General features: G+C 66.8%; 15 protein-coding genes and 1 pseudogene. 11 read left to right on the top strand and 5 right to left on the bottom strand.

Annotated features, from left to right (window positions below; translation table 11 throughout):
- Nucleotides 1–2: 2 nt before the first annotated feature.
- On the top strand, nucleotides 3–797 hold the full coding sequence (gene pgeF, locus M2282_RS02825; RefSeq protein WP_280807264.1) for a peptidoglycan editing factor PgeF: 795 nt from the start codon (nucleotides 3–5) through the stop codon (nucleotides 795–797).
- On the opposite strand, the gene M2282_RS02820 is transcribed toward pgeF, so the two are convergent.
- On the bottom strand, nucleotides 729–1046 hold the full coding sequence (locus M2282_RS02820) for a hypothetical protein (RefSeq protein WP_280807263.1): 318 nt from the start codon (nucleotides 1044–1046) through the stop codon (nucleotides 729–731). The two genes, pgeF and M2282_RS02820, sit on opposite strands and share 69 nt — an antisense overlap.
- Before the next feature lie 113 nt (nucleotides 1047–1159).
- Between M2282_RS02820 and phaC the strand changes: the two genes are divergently transcribed.
- Both phaC and M2282_RS02810 read left to right on the top strand, forming a co-directional pair.
- Nucleotides 1160–2911 carry a class I poly(R)-hydroxyalkanoic acid synthase gene (phaC, locus tag M2282_RS02815; protein ID WP_280807262.1) on the top strand — a complete coding sequence of 584 codons (1752 nt, stop codon included), beginning with the start codon at nucleotides 1160–1162 and terminating at the stop codon, nucleotides 2909–2911.
- Between the two features lie 41 nt (nucleotides 2912–2952).
- On the top strand, nucleotides 2953–4131 hold the full coding sequence (locus M2282_RS02810; protein ID WP_348541718.1) for an acetyl-CoA C-acetyltransferase: 1179 nt from the start codon (nucleotides 2953–2955) through the stop codon (nucleotides 4129–4131).
- Nucleotides 4132–4262: 131 nt separating this feature from the next.
- Here the strand turns inward: M2282_RS02810 and M2282_RS02805 are convergent, their stop codons facing one another.
- The gene (locus tag M2282_RS02805) at nucleotides 4263–4895 is read right to left on the bottom strand and encodes a glutathione S-transferase family protein (protein WP_280807260.1); all 633 of its coding nucleotides are present in this window, start codon (nucleotides 4893–4895) and stop codon (nucleotides 4263–4265) included.
- Nucleotides 4896–4923: 28 nt separating this feature from the next.
- On the opposite strand from M2282_RS02805, the gene yghU reads away from it, so the two are divergent.
- On the top strand, nucleotides 4924–5802 hold the full coding sequence (gene yghU, locus M2282_RS02800; protein WP_280807259.1) for a glutathione-dependent disulfide-bond oxidoreductase: 879 nt from the start codon (nucleotides 4924–4926) through the stop codon (nucleotides 5800–5802).
- 190 nt (nucleotides 5803–5992) lie between these two features.
- Here yghU and M2282_RS02795 read toward each other — a convergent pair whose 3' ends face one another.
- Nucleotides 5993–6910 (bottom strand): LysR family transcriptional regulator, encoded by a 918-nt coding sequence (locus M2282_RS02795; protein WP_280807258.1) that lies wholly within the window; start codon nucleotides 6908–6910, stop codon nucleotides 5993–5995.
- 106 nt (nucleotides 6911–7016) lie between these two features.
- Between M2282_RS02795 and M2282_RS02790 the strand changes: the two genes are divergently transcribed.
- The 5 genes and pseudogenes from M2282_RS02790 (at nucleotide 7017) to M2282_RS02770 (ending at nucleotide 11993) form a co-directional block, all read left to right on the top strand.
- Nucleotides 7017–7997, top strand: a complete 981-nt coding sequence (locus M2282_RS02790) for a tripartite tricarboxylate transporter substrate binding protein (protein ID WP_280807257.1) — start codon at nucleotides 7017–7019, stop codon at nucleotides 7995–7997.
- 11 nt (nucleotides 7998–8008) lie between these two features.
- On the top strand, nucleotides 8009–8899 hold the full coding sequence (locus M2282_RS02785) for an FAS1-like dehydratase domain-containing protein (protein ID WP_280807256.1): 891 nt from the start codon (nucleotides 8009–8011) through the stop codon (nucleotides 8897–8899).
- 11 nt (nucleotides 8900–8910) lie between these two features.
- Nucleotides 8911–10092 (top strand): CaiB/BaiF CoA transferase family protein, encoded by a 1182-nt coding sequence (locus tag M2282_RS02780; RefSeq protein ID WP_280807255.1) that lies wholly within the window; start codon nucleotides 8911–8913, stop codon nucleotides 10090–10092.
- Nucleotides 10089–10946, top strand: a complete 858-nt coding sequence (locus tag M2282_RS02775; RefSeq protein ID WP_280807254.1) for an HpcH/HpaI aldolase/citrate lyase family protein — start codon at nucleotides 10089–10091, stop codon at nucleotides 10944–10946. The genes M2282_RS02780 and M2282_RS02775 overlap by 4 nt, the downstream gene beginning before the upstream one ends.
- A 43-nt stretch (nucleotides 10947–10989) precedes the next feature.
- Nucleotides 10990–11993 (top strand): annotated as a pseudogene (locus tag M2282_RS02770) (tripartite tricarboxylate transporter substrate-binding protein).
- A 3-nt stretch (nucleotides 11994–11996) separates the two neighbouring features.
- Here M2282_RS02770 and M2282_RS02765 read toward each other — a convergent pair.
- A complete protein-coding gene (locus tag M2282_RS02765) occupies nucleotides 11997–12524 on the bottom strand; it encodes a CinA family protein (protein WP_280807253.1) in 528 nt (175 codons plus the stop codon).
- The gene (locus M2282_RS02760; protein WP_280807252.1) at nucleotides 12521–13171 is read right to left on the bottom strand and encodes a DJ-1/PfpI family protein; all 651 of its coding nucleotides are present in this window, start codon (nucleotides 13169–13171) and stop codon (nucleotides 12521–12523) included. The genes M2282_RS02765 and M2282_RS02760 overlap by 4 nt, the downstream gene beginning before the upstream one ends.
- Nucleotides 13172–13365: 194 nt before the next feature.
- Here M2282_RS02760 and phbB point away from each other — a divergent pair, with 194 nt between their 5' ends.
- Together phbB and M2282_RS02750 are read left to right on the top strand one after the other, a co-directional pair.
- Nucleotides 13366–14103, top strand: a complete 738-nt coding sequence (gene phbB / locus M2282_RS02755) for an acetoacetyl-CoA reductase (RefSeq protein WP_280807251.1) — start codon at nucleotides 13366–13368, stop codon at nucleotides 14101–14103.
- Between the two features lie 126 nt (nucleotides 14104–14229).
- Nucleotides 14230–15573, top strand: coding sequence for a dicarboxylate/amino acid:cation symporter (locus M2282_RS02750; protein WP_280807250.1), 1344 nt, complete (start codon nucleotides 14230–14232; stop codon nucleotides 15571–15573).
- Nucleotides 15574–15668 lie beyond the last annotated feature (95 nt).

Below are 15668 nucleotides of genomic sequence, written 5' to 3'. Positions count from 1 at the left end.
GATTGAACGCTGCCGTCATCGATCCGCGCTGGCTCGTGCCCGACTGGCCCGCACCGGCGAACGTGCGGGCCGTGTGCACCACGCGCGAAGGCGGTGTTTCACGCGGCCGCTACGAGAGCCTGAACCTCGGCGATCACGTGGGCGACCTGGCGGCCGATGTCGCCGGGAACCGCCGTCGCCTCGGGCAGGCGATTGCTGCGCGGCCGGTGTTCCTGCAGCAGGTGCACGGCACGGGTGTCGTGACGCTCGATGCCGAATCGGACCTCGTGCGCGATGCCGCGGTGGCCGATGCCTGCACTGCCACGGCGGTCGGACTGGCCTGCACGATCATGGTGGCCGACTGCCTGCCCGTGCTTTTCACCGACGAGTCGGGCCAAAGGGTGGCGGCCGCGCATGCGGGCTGGCGCGGCCTTGCGGGCGGCGTGCTCGAGGAAACGGCCCGGTGCTTTGCGCCCGAGCCGCAGGCGGGGCCGGCGCATGGCACCGGCACGGTCATCGCATGGCTCGGCCCGTGCATCGGCCCGAAAGCCTTCGAGGTCGGTGCGGAAGTCAAGGCTGCATTCGAGGCGCATGCGCCGGAAGCTGCAGACTGTTTCAAGCCTGCGGGCGCGCCGGGCAAATGGCTGGCGGACCTGCCCGCGCTCGCGCGTCAGCGGCTGCGCGCGGCCGGTGTCGACGCGGTGTATGGCAACGACGGCGGCGATGCGTGGTGCACCGTCAGCAATCCGTCACGTTTCTTTTCGCACCGGCGGGACGGCATCAGCGGGCGCTTCGCCGCGCTGGTCTGGAAGGCCTGAGCCGTCCTTCGCCGCCTTCTCGCTGGCCGCGCGGCGCGCTGCTTCCTGCGCCTGGGCCTCGCGCTCCTTGATCGCGCGGCGCCGCCCTGGCGCCCCCATCAGGTAAACCACCAGTGCCACGGGCGCCAAACCGTACAAAAGAAATGTGAAGATGGCGCCCAGCACGGTGCCCGTGGTGTTGGTGGCTTCGGCCACCGACATCATCACGACGACGTAGAGCCAGCCGATCACGATCAGATGAATGAACACTGGAAGTTTCAGTCGGTAAGAGAAAAGAGCGGCGTTGTCGGTGCCGTGCGAATGCAGGATACTCAAAACACGCACCCATCCGGATTCGATTCAGGCGAGGACCAGGAGACATGATGAAGCAACAAGCGACGGGGGCGGATGCATTCGCGCCCTTCCAGCAGGCACTTTCAGAGGGATGGACCCAGGCGCTGGCATCGTTCCAGCAGTCCCTCACGAAGGGGGGCTCGGCCTTCGATGTCGGCGGCACGCCGCTGTGGCAAATGCCGCAGGGCGCAAAGATGCCCGATCTGCCGAAGATCGCCATCGACCCGCAGAAGCTCCAATCCATCCAGCAGCAATATGTTGCGGAGGCCACGGCGCTCTGGGGCCAGGGTTTCCAGGCCAAGCCCGAAGGCGACAAGCGCTTCGCCTCCGAGGCCTGGGGCAGCAACCCGCTTGCCGCCTTCTCGGCGGCCGTTTACCTGCTCAACGGCCGCACCATGCTCAGCATGGCCGAGGCCATCGATGCCGACGAAAAGACCAAGGCGCGCCTGCGCTTCGCGGTCGAGCAATGGATGGCGGCCTCGTCGCCCAGCAACTCGCTCGCCTTCAATGCCGAGGCCCAGAAGAAGGCCATCGACTCGCAGGGCGAGAGCATTGCCAAGGGCATCCAGAACCTGCTCAACGACGTCAAGCAGGGGCACATGAGCATGACCGACGAGAGCGCCTTCGAAGTGGGGCGCAACGTCGCCACCACCGAGGGCGCGGTGGTGTTCGAGAACGAGTTCTTCCAGCTGCTCGAATACAAGCCGCTCACGGCCAAGGTCTACGAGCGGCCCTTCCTGCTGGTGCCGCCGTGCATCAACAAGTTCTACATCCTCGATCTGCAGCCCGAAAACTCGCTGATCCGCTATGCGAACGAGCAGGGCCACCGCGTGTTCGTGGTGAGCTGGCGCAACCCCGACGAATCGCTCGCCAAGGCCACCTGGGACGACTACATCGAGAACGCCGCGATCCAGGCGATCCACACGGTGCAGGACATCAGCGGGAGCAAGCAGATCAATGCGCTCGGCTTCTGCGTGGGCGGCACCATCCTGAGCACCGCGCTGGCCGTGCTCGCGGGTCGCGGCGAGAAGCCCGCCGCATCGGTCACGCTGCTCACCACCTTCCTCGACTTCAGCGACACCGGCATCCTCGACATCTTCGTGGACGAGCCGATGGTCGCGTACCGCGAAATGCAGCTGGGCAAGGGCGGCCTGCTGCCCGGCGGCGACTTGGCTTCCACCTTCAGTTTTTTGCGCCCCAACGACCTCGTGTGGAACTACGTGGTCGGCAACTACCTCAAGGGCGAAACGCCGCCGCCCTTCGACCTGCTCTACTGGAACAGCGACGCCACCAACCTGCCGGGCCCGTTCTATGCCTGGTACCTGCGCAACACGTACCACGAGAACAAGCTCGCCAAGCCGAATGCGCTCACGGTCTGCGGCCAGAAGATCGACCTGGGCAAGATCGACATCCCGGCCTACATCTACGGCTCGCGCGAAGACCACATCGTGCCGATTGGCGGCGCGTATGCCTCCACGCAGCTGCTGCCGGGCAAGAAGCGCTTCGTCATGGGCGCCTCGGGCCACATCGCCGGCGTGATCAATCCGCCCGCCAAGAAAAAGCGCAGCCACTGGATTCGCGAAGACGGCAAGTTTCCGAAGACGCAGGCTGAATGGCTCACCGGCGCGACGGAGCACCCCGGCAGCTGGTGGACCGACTGGGCACAATGGCTCAAGGGCCATGGGGGCAAGCAGATCGCCGCGCCCAAGGGCTACGGCAACGGCAAGGTCTACAAGGCCATCGAGCCGGCACCGGGACGCTACGTCAAGGCAAGAGCCTGACCCGGCAACACCCACTTCAAATCACCTCAACGGAGAACTCCATGGAAGACATCGTCATCGTTTCGGCTGCCCGCACGCCGGTCGGCAAGTTCGGCGGCTCGCTCGCCGGCATCTCGGCCACCGAGCTGGGCGCCCTCGTGATCAAGGAAGTGCTGGCACGCGCCAACCTCACGGCCGACCAGGTCGGCGAGGCCATCATGGGCCAGGTGCTGGCGGCCGGTGCCGGCCAGAACCCCGCGCGCCAGGCGTGGCTCAAGAGCGGCGGCGCCAAGGAAACCCCGGCGCTCACTATCAACGCCGTCTGCGGCTCGGGCCTGAAGGCCGTGATGCTCGCGGCCCAGGCCGTGGCCACGGGCGACAGCGAAATCGTGATCGCCGGCGGGCAGGAAAACATGAGCGCCGCGCCCCACGTGCTGCCCAACTCGCGCAACGGCCAGCGCATGGGCGACTGGAAGCTGGTCGACACCATGATCGTGGACGGCCTGTGGGACGTCTACAACCAGTACCACATGGGCATCACCGCCGAGAACGTCGCCAAGAAGTACGGCATCGACCGCGCCGCGCAGGACGAGCTGGCACTCGGCAGCCAGACCAAGGCCGCGGCCGCGCAGGATGCCGGCAAGTTCAAGGACGAGATCGTTCCCGTGAGCATTGCGCAGAAGAAAGGCGACCCGATCATTTTCGACAAGGACGAGTTCATCAACCGCAAGACCAACGCCGAAGGCCTGGCAGGCCTGCGCCCCGCCTTCGACAAGGCCGGCGGCGTGACCGCGGGCAATGCCTCGGGTCTGAACGATGGCGCCGCTGCCGTGATGGTGATGACGGCCAAGAAGGCCGCCGCCCTCGGCCTGAAGCCGCTCGGCCGCATCGCCAGCTACGCCACCGCCGGCCTCGATCCGGCCATCATGGGCATGGGCCCGGTGCCCGCATCGACCAAGGCGCTGCAGCGCGCCGGCTGGAAGGCCGCCGACCTCGACCTGCTCGAGATCAACGAAGCCTTCGCCGCACAGGCCTGCGCGGTGAACCGCGAAATGGGCTGGGACGTGAACAAGGTCAACGTGAACGGCGGCGCCATTGCCATCGGCCACCCGATCGGCGCATCGGGCTGCCGCATCCTGGTGACGCTGCTGCACGAAATGCAGCGCCAGAACGCCAAGAAGGGTATTGCCTCGCTGTGCATCGGCGGCGGCATGGGCGTGGCGCTGACGATCGAACGCTGAGAAGGCGCGAATAAACCTGCTGCGCACCCCGATCTCGCATCTGCGGTCCTCACCGTACCTGGGTACGGTTCCGGTCCTCGATGCGACCTCGGGGCGCTCGCGACGGTTTCTTCGCACCTTCTCCAGGCCGCTCAGCGCGACATCGACGGCCGCTCGCCCATCGCAGCGCGCCAGCGCACGAGCTCTGGGTGCTGCTCCCCGGGCTTGACCCGCACGATGCGCGCGAAATCCACCGCCACCACGGCGGTGATGTCGGCCAGGCTGAACCGGTCGGTGGCGATGAAATCGCGGCCGGCCAATCGCTCGTTCAGCGTCTCGAAAAAATGCTGCACGCGCGCGAGCCCGCGTTGCGCCAGCTCCGGAATCTGCGCGTAGTTCACCGGCCCGGGCAGCGCTCTGTCGGCCATGGCGGCCGAGCCGTTGCGCAGCGTCTCGGCAATGGCCAGCAGCCCCTCGAACTCGATGCGCCAGTTCCAGCTGGCGATCTCCGCTTTTTCGGCGGGCGTGCGGCCCATCAGCGGTGGCTCGGGGTAGCGCGCCTCCAGCCAGGCCGCGATGGCGGCGTTGTCGGTGAGCAGGCCGTCTTCTTCGGTGTGCAGTGCCGGCACCGTGCATTGCGGATTGATCGCGCGGTAGGCCTCGCCCAATTGCTCACCACGAACCAGATCGACCTGCACCGTCTCGTGGGCAATGCCCTTCTCTGCAAGCAGGATGCGCGTGCGGCGCGGACTCGGCGCCGTGGCGCAGTCATAGAGAATGATCATCGTCTGTCCAACTCCCGGAATTCATTGCATGAATGGCACGACCGCCTACACGCCGCCCACCGTCTGGTCCTGGAACAAGGAAAGCGGCGGCCGCTTCGCGAACATCAATCGCCCGATCGCAGGTGCCACCCATGAGAAAGACCTGCCGGTGGGCAAGCACCCGCTGCAACTCTATTCGCTGGCGACGCCCAACGGCGTGAAAGTGACGGTGATGCTCGAGGAGTTGCTCGCGCTGGGCCACACGGGCGCCGAGTACGACGCCTGGCTGATCCGCATCAGCGAGGGCGCCCAGTTCGGCAGCGGCTTCGTGGCGGTGAACCCGAACTCCAAGATCCCCGCGCTGATGGACCGCAGCGGCGCCACGCCGATCCGGGTGTTCGAGTCCGGCGCGATCCTGCAGTACCTGGCCGAGAAGTTCGATAGCGCGTTTCTTCCGACCGAGCGTGCGCCGCGCGCCGAATGCCTCTCGTGGCTGTTCTGGCAGATGGGCAGCGCCCCGTACCTGGGCGGCGGGTTCGGGCACTTCTATGCCTATGCGCCGACGAAGATCGAATACGCCATCGACCGCTTCGCGATGGAGGTGAAACGCCAGCTCGACGTGCTCGATCGCCGCCTGGCCGAAAGCCGCTACCTTGGCGGTGACGATTACACGATTGCCGACATCGCCGTCTGGCCCTGGTATGGCGCGCTCGCCAAGGGGCAGCTCTACGAATCGGGCGAGTTCCTGCAGGTGAGCGAATACAAGAACGTGCTGCGCTGGAATGACGAGATCGCGAAGCGCCCCGCGGTGCAGCGCGGCCGCATGGTCAACCGCGCCTGGGGCCAGCCCGAGAGCCAGCTGCACGAGCGCCACGACGCCGGCGACTTCGAGACGCGGACGCAGGACAAGCTCGGGGCTGCGAGCTGAGCGCCGCGCCAGTTGTTCACCGCCTGATTTTTAAGCAAAGTGTGGAATCTCGTTATAAAACAACGAGTTAAATTCGTTTTACAAGGCTCCACATGACTTGTCCCCAAAGTTGTGCACAGAAAATGGGGATGAGATCGCGGGCCTGAGATACCGCCTGCAAGTTGGCGCAATAACACAGGAAAAGGCTTTTTCAGGCGTTCGCCGAAGCCGTTTCGCCCGCCGCATAGTGCCGGCACAGCGTGTCCACCAGCGCCTGCGCATAGATCGGCAGCGCCGCCCGGCTGCGCACCAGCAGATAGCGCTCGCGCACGCACCACGCATCGCTCAGGTCGATCAGCGCGAGCTGCATGCTCTCCTGGTTGCGCCGCGCCGCCGATTCGGGCACCACGCCGATGCCCACGCCGCTGCCGATCATCCGGCACATCGCATCGAAGCTGCCCAGCTGGATGCGCAGCTTCTGGCGCTTGCCGAGGTTGTCGGTGATCTGCGCCAGAAAGGTCTGCAACGTGCTGCCCTGCTGCATGCCGATGGCGTCTTCGTCCAGCGTCTCGACGAATGAAATCTTTCGGCGCTTGGCGAAGCGGTGCTTGCGCGAAGTGACGAGCACCAGCCGGTCGGTGCTGAAGTGGATCGCCTCCAGGCCCAGCGTGTCGACGCGGCCCGCGACGATGCCGATGTCGGCGCGGCCGTCGAGCACGCCGCGCGGGATCTGAGCATTCGGTTTTTCCTGAAGGTCGACGTTGATGCGCGGGTTGCGCGCGAGGAAGCCGGGCAGGATCTCGGGCAGGAAATCGGTCACCGCCGTGGTGTTGGCGAACACGCGCAGGTGGCCGCGCAGGCCGCCGCCGTATTCGAGCAGGTCGTCGCGCAGCTGCTCGGTCTGGTGCAGCATGAGGCGGGCATGGTGAAGAAAGGCTTCTCCCGGGGGCAGCAGACGCACGCCGCGCGCTTCGCGCTGCAGCAATTGCAGGCCCGCCTGCGTTTCGAGCGCCTTGATGCGCGCGCTGGCCGCGGCGAGCGACAGGTGCTGCCGCTCTGCCGCCCGCGTGAGGTTGCCGAGCTCGGCGGTGGCGACGAAAAGGCGCAGGTCGGTCAGGTCGAAAAGCATGGGGCATCGTAGCCAAGCCTTCGGAAATCCAGAAGCCTGGGTTCCGAAATCGCAGATTGCGCGCGGTGCCATGGCGCACGACCATGCGGCCATGGAGACAAAGACGATGACATTCCGCGCCCTCGCGCTTCTTTCGCTCGCCGCCGCAGCCACGCTGATCGCCGCGAGTCCTGCAACCGCACAGCCCTATCCCTCGCGTCCCATCACGCTCGTCGTGCCGCAGGCGGCCGGCGGCACCAACGACATCGTCGGCCGCCTTGTCGGCCAGAAGCTCGGCGAGGTGATGAACAACGCCAGCGTGGTCGTCGACAACCGGCCCGGCGCGGGCGGCAACATCGGCACGCAACTCGTCGCGAAAGGCCCGAAGGACGGCTACACGCTGCTCATGACCATCAGCAGCAGCCAGGCCATCAACCCGGCCCTCTACAAGAACCCGGGCTTCGATCCGGTGAAGGACTTCAAGCCCGTGGGCCTCGTCGGCGCTGTGCCCAACGTGCTGCTTGTCAACCCTTCATTCCCCGCCAGGGATTTCAACGAATTCCTGAAGCTCGCACGAGCCAAGGGCGCCAACTACCAGTACGCCTCGGCCGGCAACGGCACGCTCAACCACCTGCTCGGCGAAATGCTCAACAGCATGGCCGGCATCTCGATGCAGCACGTGCCCTACAAGGGCGTGGCGCCGGCACTCAACGACGTGCTGGGCGGTCAGTTGCCGATCGTGTTCGCGAGCCTGCCTTCGGCGCTCTCGCACATCAAGGCCGGCAAGCTGCGCGCGCTGGCGGTGAGCGGCGACAAGCGTTCGGCGGTGCTGCCCGACGTACCCACCATCGCCGAGGCGGTGCCGGGCTACAACGGCACGCTGTGGATCGGTCTGTTCGCGCCCACGGGTGTGCCGGCCGACGTGCTCGCCACGCTGCAGGACGCGACGCGCAAGGCGCTGGCCGCCAAGGACCTGCGCGACAAGCTCGACCAGCAAGGCGTCGAGATCGCGGCGCCGACCACGCCCGAGCAATTTTCGAAACTGCTGCAGGACGATCTCGTCAAGTGGGCGCGGATCGTCAAGGCCTCTGGCGCTGCGGTCGACTGAATGAAGAATCCATGAATTCTGAAAACCCCACCCCTTCGATCGACGCCAACGCGCTCGCAGAGCTCCAGGCCTGGCAAGGCCGCAGCGAAACGCTGGCCGACGAGATCACCGCCGCGCCGGTCCGCGCGCTCTCCGCCACGCTCGACCGCGACGATGCGCCGCCCGCAACCGGCACGCGCCTGCCCGCGCTCTGGCATTGGCTTTACTTCCTGCCGCACCACCGTCAGTCCGAGATCGGCGAAGACGGCCATGCCAGGCGCGGCGGCTTCGTGCCGCCCGTGCCGCTGCCGCGCCGCATGTGGGCGGGCGGGCGGTTGAGCTGGGAGACGGGCAATCCGCTGACGGTGGGCGACAGCATCGAGCGCACCTCGACCATCGCCTCGGTCACTCACAAGGCCGGCCGCACCGGCGAACTGGTGTTCGTGCTCGTGCGCCACAAGGTGCGCAACGAACGCGGCCTCGCGCTGACCGAGGAGCACGACATCGTCTACCGCGCCGCTGCCGCGCCCGGCGAGAAGGCGCCGCCGCCCACGCCCGCGCCGCAGGACGCCGTCTTCAGCCGCGAGATCGTGCCCGACGACGTGCTGCTGTTCCGCTACTCGGCGCTGACCTTCAACGGCCACCGCATCCACTACGACCGGCGCTATGTGACCGAGGTCGAGGGCTATCCGGGCCTGATCGTGCACGGCCCGCTGATCGCCACGCTGCTGGTCGACCTGCTGCGGCGCAACGTGCCGGGCGCGCAGCTCGCGCGCTTCGAGTTCCGCGCCGTGCGGCCGACCTTCGACATCGCGCCGTTCCGCGTGCACGGGAAGCCGGGCGTCGATGGCAAGACCTTCAGCCTCTGGGGCGAAGACGCCGATGGCTGGCTCACGATGCAGGCCACGGCCGTGCTCGCCTGAGGAACATCCATATGACAAGACCCCTCGACGGCATCACCGTCATCTCGCTCGAACACGCCATTGCTGCGCCGTTCTGCACCCGGCAACTGGCGGACCTCGGCGCCCGCGTCATCAAGGTGGAGCGCCCCGAGGTGGGCGACTTCGCACGCGCCTACGACGGCCGCGTGGGCGGCGAAGCCTCGCACTTCGTCTGGGTGAACCGCTCGAAGGAAAGCCTCACGCTGGACCTGAAGCAACCCGCCGCGCTCGCGGTGCTGCAGGAGTTGGTCGCCGATGCCGACGTGCTGGTGCAGAACCTCGCACCGGGCGCGGCCGCGCGCATGGGGCTCGGCGCCGAAGTGCTGCAGGCGAAGCATCCGCGCCTCATCGTCTGCGACATCTCGGGCTATGGCGAAGACGGCCCGTACCGCGACAAGAAGGCCTACGACCTCTTGATCCAGAGCGAAGCGGGTTTTCTGTCGGTCACCGGCACGCCCGAAGACCCGTGCAAGTCCGGCAACTCCATCGCCGACATCGCGGCCGGCATGTACGCATACACCGGCATCCTCGCGGCGCTGCTTCAGCGCAGCAAGACCGGCAAGGGCTCGCACATCGACGTGTCGATGCTCGAATCGCTCGCCGAGTGGATGGGCTACCCGATGTACTACGCCTACGAAGGCGCGCCGCCGCCGCCGCGCAGCGCCGCGTCGCACGCCACCATCTATCCCTACGGCCCGTTCCCCGCGGGCGACGGCGGCACGGTGATGCTGGGCCTGCAGAACGAGCGCGAGTGGCGCGCCTTCTGCGAGAAGGTGCTGCTGCAGGCGGGGCTCGCGAGCGATGCGCGCTTCGACAGCAACGCGCGCCGCAACGAACACCGCGAGGCCTTGCGCGCCATCATCGTGGAGACCTTCGGCGCGCTGAGCACGGCGCAGGTGCTCGAACGCCTCGACGCCGCTCAGATCGCCAACGCCCGCATGAACGACATGGCCGGGCTCTGGGCGCATCCGCAGCTGCAGGCCCGCGATCGCTGGCGGCAGGTGGGCTCGCCGGCCGGCGACATTCCGGCGCTGCTGCCGGCCGGACGGCAGAGCGCCTTCGACTACCGCATGGATGCGATCCCGGCCGTCGGCGAGCACACCGAGGCGATCCTGCGCGGGCTCGGGCGCAGCGATGCGGACATCGCGGCGCTGCGCGAGGCGAGGGCGGTTTGAAGACGCCGCTCGCGCTGGCGCGCACCTTTCTCTTCGTGCCGGCCGACCGGCCCGAGCGCCACGCGCGGGCGCTGGCCATCGGCACGGGCGGGGTGATCGTCGACCTGGAGGATGCGGTCGCGCCCGAGCGCAAGGCGTCGGCGCGCGACGGCCTCACGGCTTCGTTCGCCGCATTGCCCGAAGCCGACCGTCAGCGCCTGCTGGTGCGCATCAACGCCAGCGGCACGCCATGGCACGACGACGACCGCACGGCGGTGGCTGCGCTGGTTGCGCAAGGGCTGATCGCAGGCGTGGTGCTGCCCAAGGCGGAGCGTGCCGGCGACCTGCGGCGGCTGGCAGATGCCATTGGCCCGGATGGCCTGCTCGTGCCGCTCATCGAGTCGGCGGCGGGACTTGCAGCAGTGGATGAACTCGCAGCGGCGCCGCAGGTACTCCGGCTCGCTTTCGGCAACCTGGATTTCCAGGCCGACCTCGGCCTCGCCTGCGATGCGGACGAAGCCGAACTGGTGCCGGTGCGATTGGCACTGCTGCTGGCCACGCGCCGCGCCGGCCTGCCCGCGCCCATCGACGGCGTGACAGCCGATTGGCGCAACGCGCAACGCCTCGCCGCCGACACGGCGCGCGCGCGTCGCGGCGGCTTCGGCGCCAAGCTGTGCATCCATCCCGACCAGGTCGCACCGGTGCACGCCGCGCTCGGCCCGAGCGCCGACGAGCTCGCATGGGCGCGCCGCGTGATCGACGCGATCCAGTCCGCGGGCGGCGGCGTGGTCAGCCTCGATGGCCGCATGGTCGATGCGCCGGTGGTGCGCCTGGCCGAACGCCTGCTCGCGCTCGATGCGCAGTCGCCGCCCTGATTCCGAACGAAGAAGACAGATCCAACGACCTAGGAGACAAAAAGTGAACCTGAAGAAGAACTGGAAAACACGAACCCTGCTGGCAGCATCGCTGGGCGCCTGCCTCATGGCCGCGCAATCGCCCGCCACCGCGCAGGCCCCTGGCCCGACAAGCCCATCACCATGGTCGTGCCGTACTCGGCCGGCGGCCCCACCGACGTGGTGGCGCGCATGCTGGCCATTCCCATGGGCAAGTCGCTGGGCCAGACGGTGATCGTCGAGAACACCGTGGGCGCGGGCGGCACCATCGCGCCGGCGCGCGTGGCCCGCGCGGCGCCGAACGGCTACACCATCCTCATCCACCACATGGGCATGGCCACCGCGCCCGCGCTCTACAAGAAGCTCAACTACGACCCGCTGAAGGACTTCGAGTACATCGGCCAGGTGCTCGACGTGCCGATGACGCTGCTCTCGCGCAAGGACTTTCCGGCCAGCAACTACCCCGAACTGCTGGCCTATGTGAAGGCCAACAAGGACAAGGTCACGCTGGCCAATGCGGGCGTGGGCGCGGTGTCGCAACTGTGCGGGCTGCTGTTCATGAACCAGATCGGCGTGCAGCTGACGACGGTTCCGTACAAGGGCGCGGGCCCGGCGCTCAACGACCTCATGGGCGGGCAGGTCGACCTGCTGTGCGACCAGACCACGCAGACCGCGCCGGTCATCAAGGACGGCAATCGCGTGAAGGTGTTCGGCGTGACCACGCCCAGGCGGCTGTCGAGCATGCCCGACATCCCGACGCTCGACGAACAGGGCCTGAAGGGCTTCGACGTGCGGGTGTGGCATGGCATGTATGCCCCCAAGGGCACGCCGCCGGCCGTGGTCGAGAAGCTGAATGTCGCCCTGCGCGCCGCGCTGCAGGACGACATGGTCAAGCACCGCCTGGCCGAACTCAGCTCGGAGATCGTGCCGCTGGACAAGCAGACGCCCGATAGCCTGCGCACGCACCTCGCGGCGGAGGTGGAGAAGTGGGGCAAGGTGATCAAGGCCGCCGGCGTGCAGGCGGACTGAGGTTCAGGTCGGCCCGTGGGCGGCTGGCGCCTGCAGCGTTTCATCGAAGAGCTGCAGCAACTGCCGCGCGAACACGTCCATGTTCCTCGGCCGGTCGGTGTCACCGTTCTCGATGGTCCGACTCACGGTGATTGCGCCCACGACTGCCACGCACACGTGCCCTGGCGCATCGCCGTAGGGGCTCCCCGAAGGCCCGGCCGCGCCGCTCTCGCAGATGCCCCAGGTCGCGCGATGGCTCTCGCGGATGCGGGCTGCGATGAATCGGGCGTAGGGCTCGGTCTCACCGCGCATGTCGCCGATGTCTTCGCGCGTCAGCCCCAGCAGCGCCTTTCCGGCACGCCGCGAATAGACGACCGCGCCACCGAGAAAGAATGCCGACGCGCCGGGAATCGCGAGCAGGGCGGCCGACACGAGGCCGCCGGCCGAAGACTCGGCGACCGCCACCGTTTGCCGCCGTTCGCGCAGCGTCGCGCCGACGCGGGCTGCGATCACGGCGAGCGGCTCCAGTTCGAGCGAAGGCGCCGTGCTCACGCGGTCTTTCGCAGCGTGCCGCCCGGCTGCCGCACATAGGCCGGCGCGCGCTCATGGCTCGCCGTGCTGCCGTAGACCGTGTCCGCCGGGTAGTACTCGGCCTGCAACTGCACCTTGGCGGCGGCTTCCTCGCCGGCCGTGTGGGCGATGAAGGCGAGCATCAGGTCGGTGCCCGCGGAAACGCCGGCCGAGGTCCACACGTCGCCGTCCTGCACGAAACGCTGCTCGACCACCTTCACGTCGCCCAGCGCGCGCAGGCGATCGAGCGAACCCCAGTGGGTGGTGGCCGTCTTGCCGGAGAGCAGGCCCGCCGCATGCAGCACGAAGGCGCCGGTGCACACCGACAGCAGCGCCTTGCATCCCGGCGCCTGCGCGGCCAGGAACTGCACCATCGCGGGGTTGTCGACCTCGCGCCGCGTGCCCATGCCGCCGGGCACGAGCAGGTAGTCGAGCGGTGGGCAGTCGGCGAACGACACGTGCGGATTGACCGAAAGGCCCTTGGCACAGACCACCGGCTCGCGCTTCTCGGCGACGATCAGGCAGTTCTGCGGGCCCGCGGCGAGCTTGCTCCACATGGTGAGCATTTCCCAAGGCCCGACGAAATCGAGTTCCTCGACGTCGGGGAATACGATGATCCCGAAATTCATACTTTCGAACTCCTTGAGGGCAATGCGTGAGCAAGAGCGTACAGAGCTGAGCATATAGGTTGCACCTGCGCACCGCTTCGTGACAGCTGGTTGCAAGCCTGGCTCAGTGTTTTCCTCAGAGGTCGATGGCGTGAAAATGGCTAGAGTGAAGGCGGCCGTTCAGGCTTTTGCCAAGCAAACATCAAGGAAATTTCATGAGCAAGAAAGTTGCATATGTCACCGGGGGCATGGGTGGCATCGGAACAGCCATCTGCCAGCGTCTGCACAGAGACGGATTCACCGTGATCGCCGGTTGCGGTCCCACGCGCGACCATGCCAAGTGGCTGGCCGAACAGAAAGCCGAAGGCTTCGAGTTCCACGCCTCGGTCGGCAATGTCGGCGACTGGCAATCCACCGTCGAGGCTTTTTCCGCTGCCAAGGCAGCGCACGGCCCCATCGACGTGCTGGTCAACAACGCAGGCATCACGCGCGACCGCATGTTCCTCAAGATGACGCCCGAGGACTGGAGCGCGGTCATCGAGACCAACCTCAACAGCATGTTCAACGTCACCAAGCAGGTGGTGGGCGACATGGTCGAGAAGGGCTGGGGCCGCATCATCAACATCAGCTCGGTCAACGGCGCCAAGGGCCAGGCGGGCCAGACCAACTATTCGGCGGCCAAGGCCGGCATGCACGGCTTCACGATGGCGCTGGCGCAGGAGCTGGCGAACAAGGGCGTGACGGTCAACACCGTGAGCCCGGGCTACATCGGCACCGACATGGTCAAGGCCATCCGCCAGGAAGTGCTCGACAAGATCGTGGCCACCATCCCGGTCAAGCGCCTGGGCGAGCCGAGCGAGATCGCCTCGATCATCTCGTGGCTGGCGACCGACGAAGGCGGCTACTCCACCGGGGCCGACTTCTCGGTCAACGGCGGCCTGCACATGCATTGAGCATGCTGACCGCAACCTGATCGAAGAGCCCGCCTCGGCGGGTTTTTTTGTTCCCGCGATGTGGCTTTTACGAATGGAAAACACCCGATACGAGCCTACAGTTCTCAACCCTTCCGGAGGCAAGTCATGGAACACACAACAAACACACCCGCCAAGAAGCTCCCGCTGTACCGCTCCCTCTACGTGCAGGTGATCACCGCGGTGGTCATCGGCGTGCTGCTGGGCTATTTCTATCCCGCAATCGGCGAGAGCATGAAGCCGCTGGGCGATGGCTTCATCAAGCTCATCAAGATGATCATCGCGCCGATCATCTTCTGCACGGTGGTGGTCGGCATCGCCGGCATGGAAGACATGAAGAAGGTCGGCAAGACGGGCGGGCTGGCGCTGCTGTACTTCGAGATCGTGAGTTCCATCGCGCTGCTGGTCGGCCTCGTGCTGGTCAATGTGCTCAAGCCCGGCGTGGGCATGAACATCGACCCGACCACGCTGGACACCAAGGCCATCGCCGCGTACACCGGCCCGGGCAAGATGACCGGCACGGTCGACTTCCTGCTCAACATCATTCCCAGCACCATCGTCGATGCCTTCGCCAAGGGCGAGATCCTGCAGGTGCTGCTGATCGCGGTGCTGTTCGGCTTTGCGCTGCACCGCTTCGGCGGCCGCGGTACGCTGGTGTTCGACGTGATCGAGAAGGGCTCGCACGTGCTCTTCGTGATCGTGGGCTACATCATGAAGCTCGCACCCATCGGTGCCTTCGGCGCCATGGCCTTCACCATCGGCAAGTACGGCGTTGGCAGCCTGTTCTCCCTCGGCAAGCTGATGGGCACCTTCTACCTGACGTGCCTGTTGTTCATCTTCGTGGTGCTCGGGCTCATTGCGCGCTTCCACGGCTTCAGCATCTGGAAGTTCATCAAGTACATCAAGGAAGAACTGCTGATCGTGCTGGGCACGTCCTCCAGCGAATCGGTGCTGCCGCGCATGATGGAGAAGATGGAGAACCTGGGCGCCAACAAGACCTGCGTGGGCCTGGTGATCCCGACCGGCTATTCGTTCAACCTCGACGGCACCTCGATCTACCTGACGATGGCCGCGGTGTTCATCGCGCAGGCCACCAACACGCCCATGACGCTGGTGCAGGAGATCACCTTGCTCGCGGTGCTGCTGCTGACCTCCAAGGGCGCGGCGGGCGTTACCGGCAGCGGCTTCATCGTGCTGGCGGCCACGCTCTCGGCGGTGGGCCATGTGCCGGTGGCGGGGTTGGCGCTCATCCTGGGCATCGACCGCTTCATGTCCGAGGCACGCGCCTTGACCAACCTGATCGGCAACGGCGTGGCCACCATCGTGGTGGCCAAGTGGACCAACGAGCTCGACACCGAGCGGCTGCAGGCGGGCTTGAACAACGAGAGCTGGGTCGAATCGCAAGAGCCCGAAGTGCTGGAGAACACTCGCGACAGCAAGATGGCGGGCTGACCCAGACTCGATCGATCCGGTCGCGCAACGACAGCGTGCCCGAGTGCACAGGGCATCGGGTGCTCCCCGCAGCGAAATCAAGGGGGAGGCCGCAG

Origin of the sequence: Variovorax boronicumulans (assembly GCF_029892485.1) — a bacterium.
In the GTDB taxonomy this organism is placed as follows: Bacteria; Pseudomonadota; Gammaproteobacteria; order Burkholderiales; family Burkholderiaceae_C; genus Variovorax; species Variovorax boronicumulans_B.
This window is presented reverse-complemented; position numbering and strand designations above follow the sequence as displayed.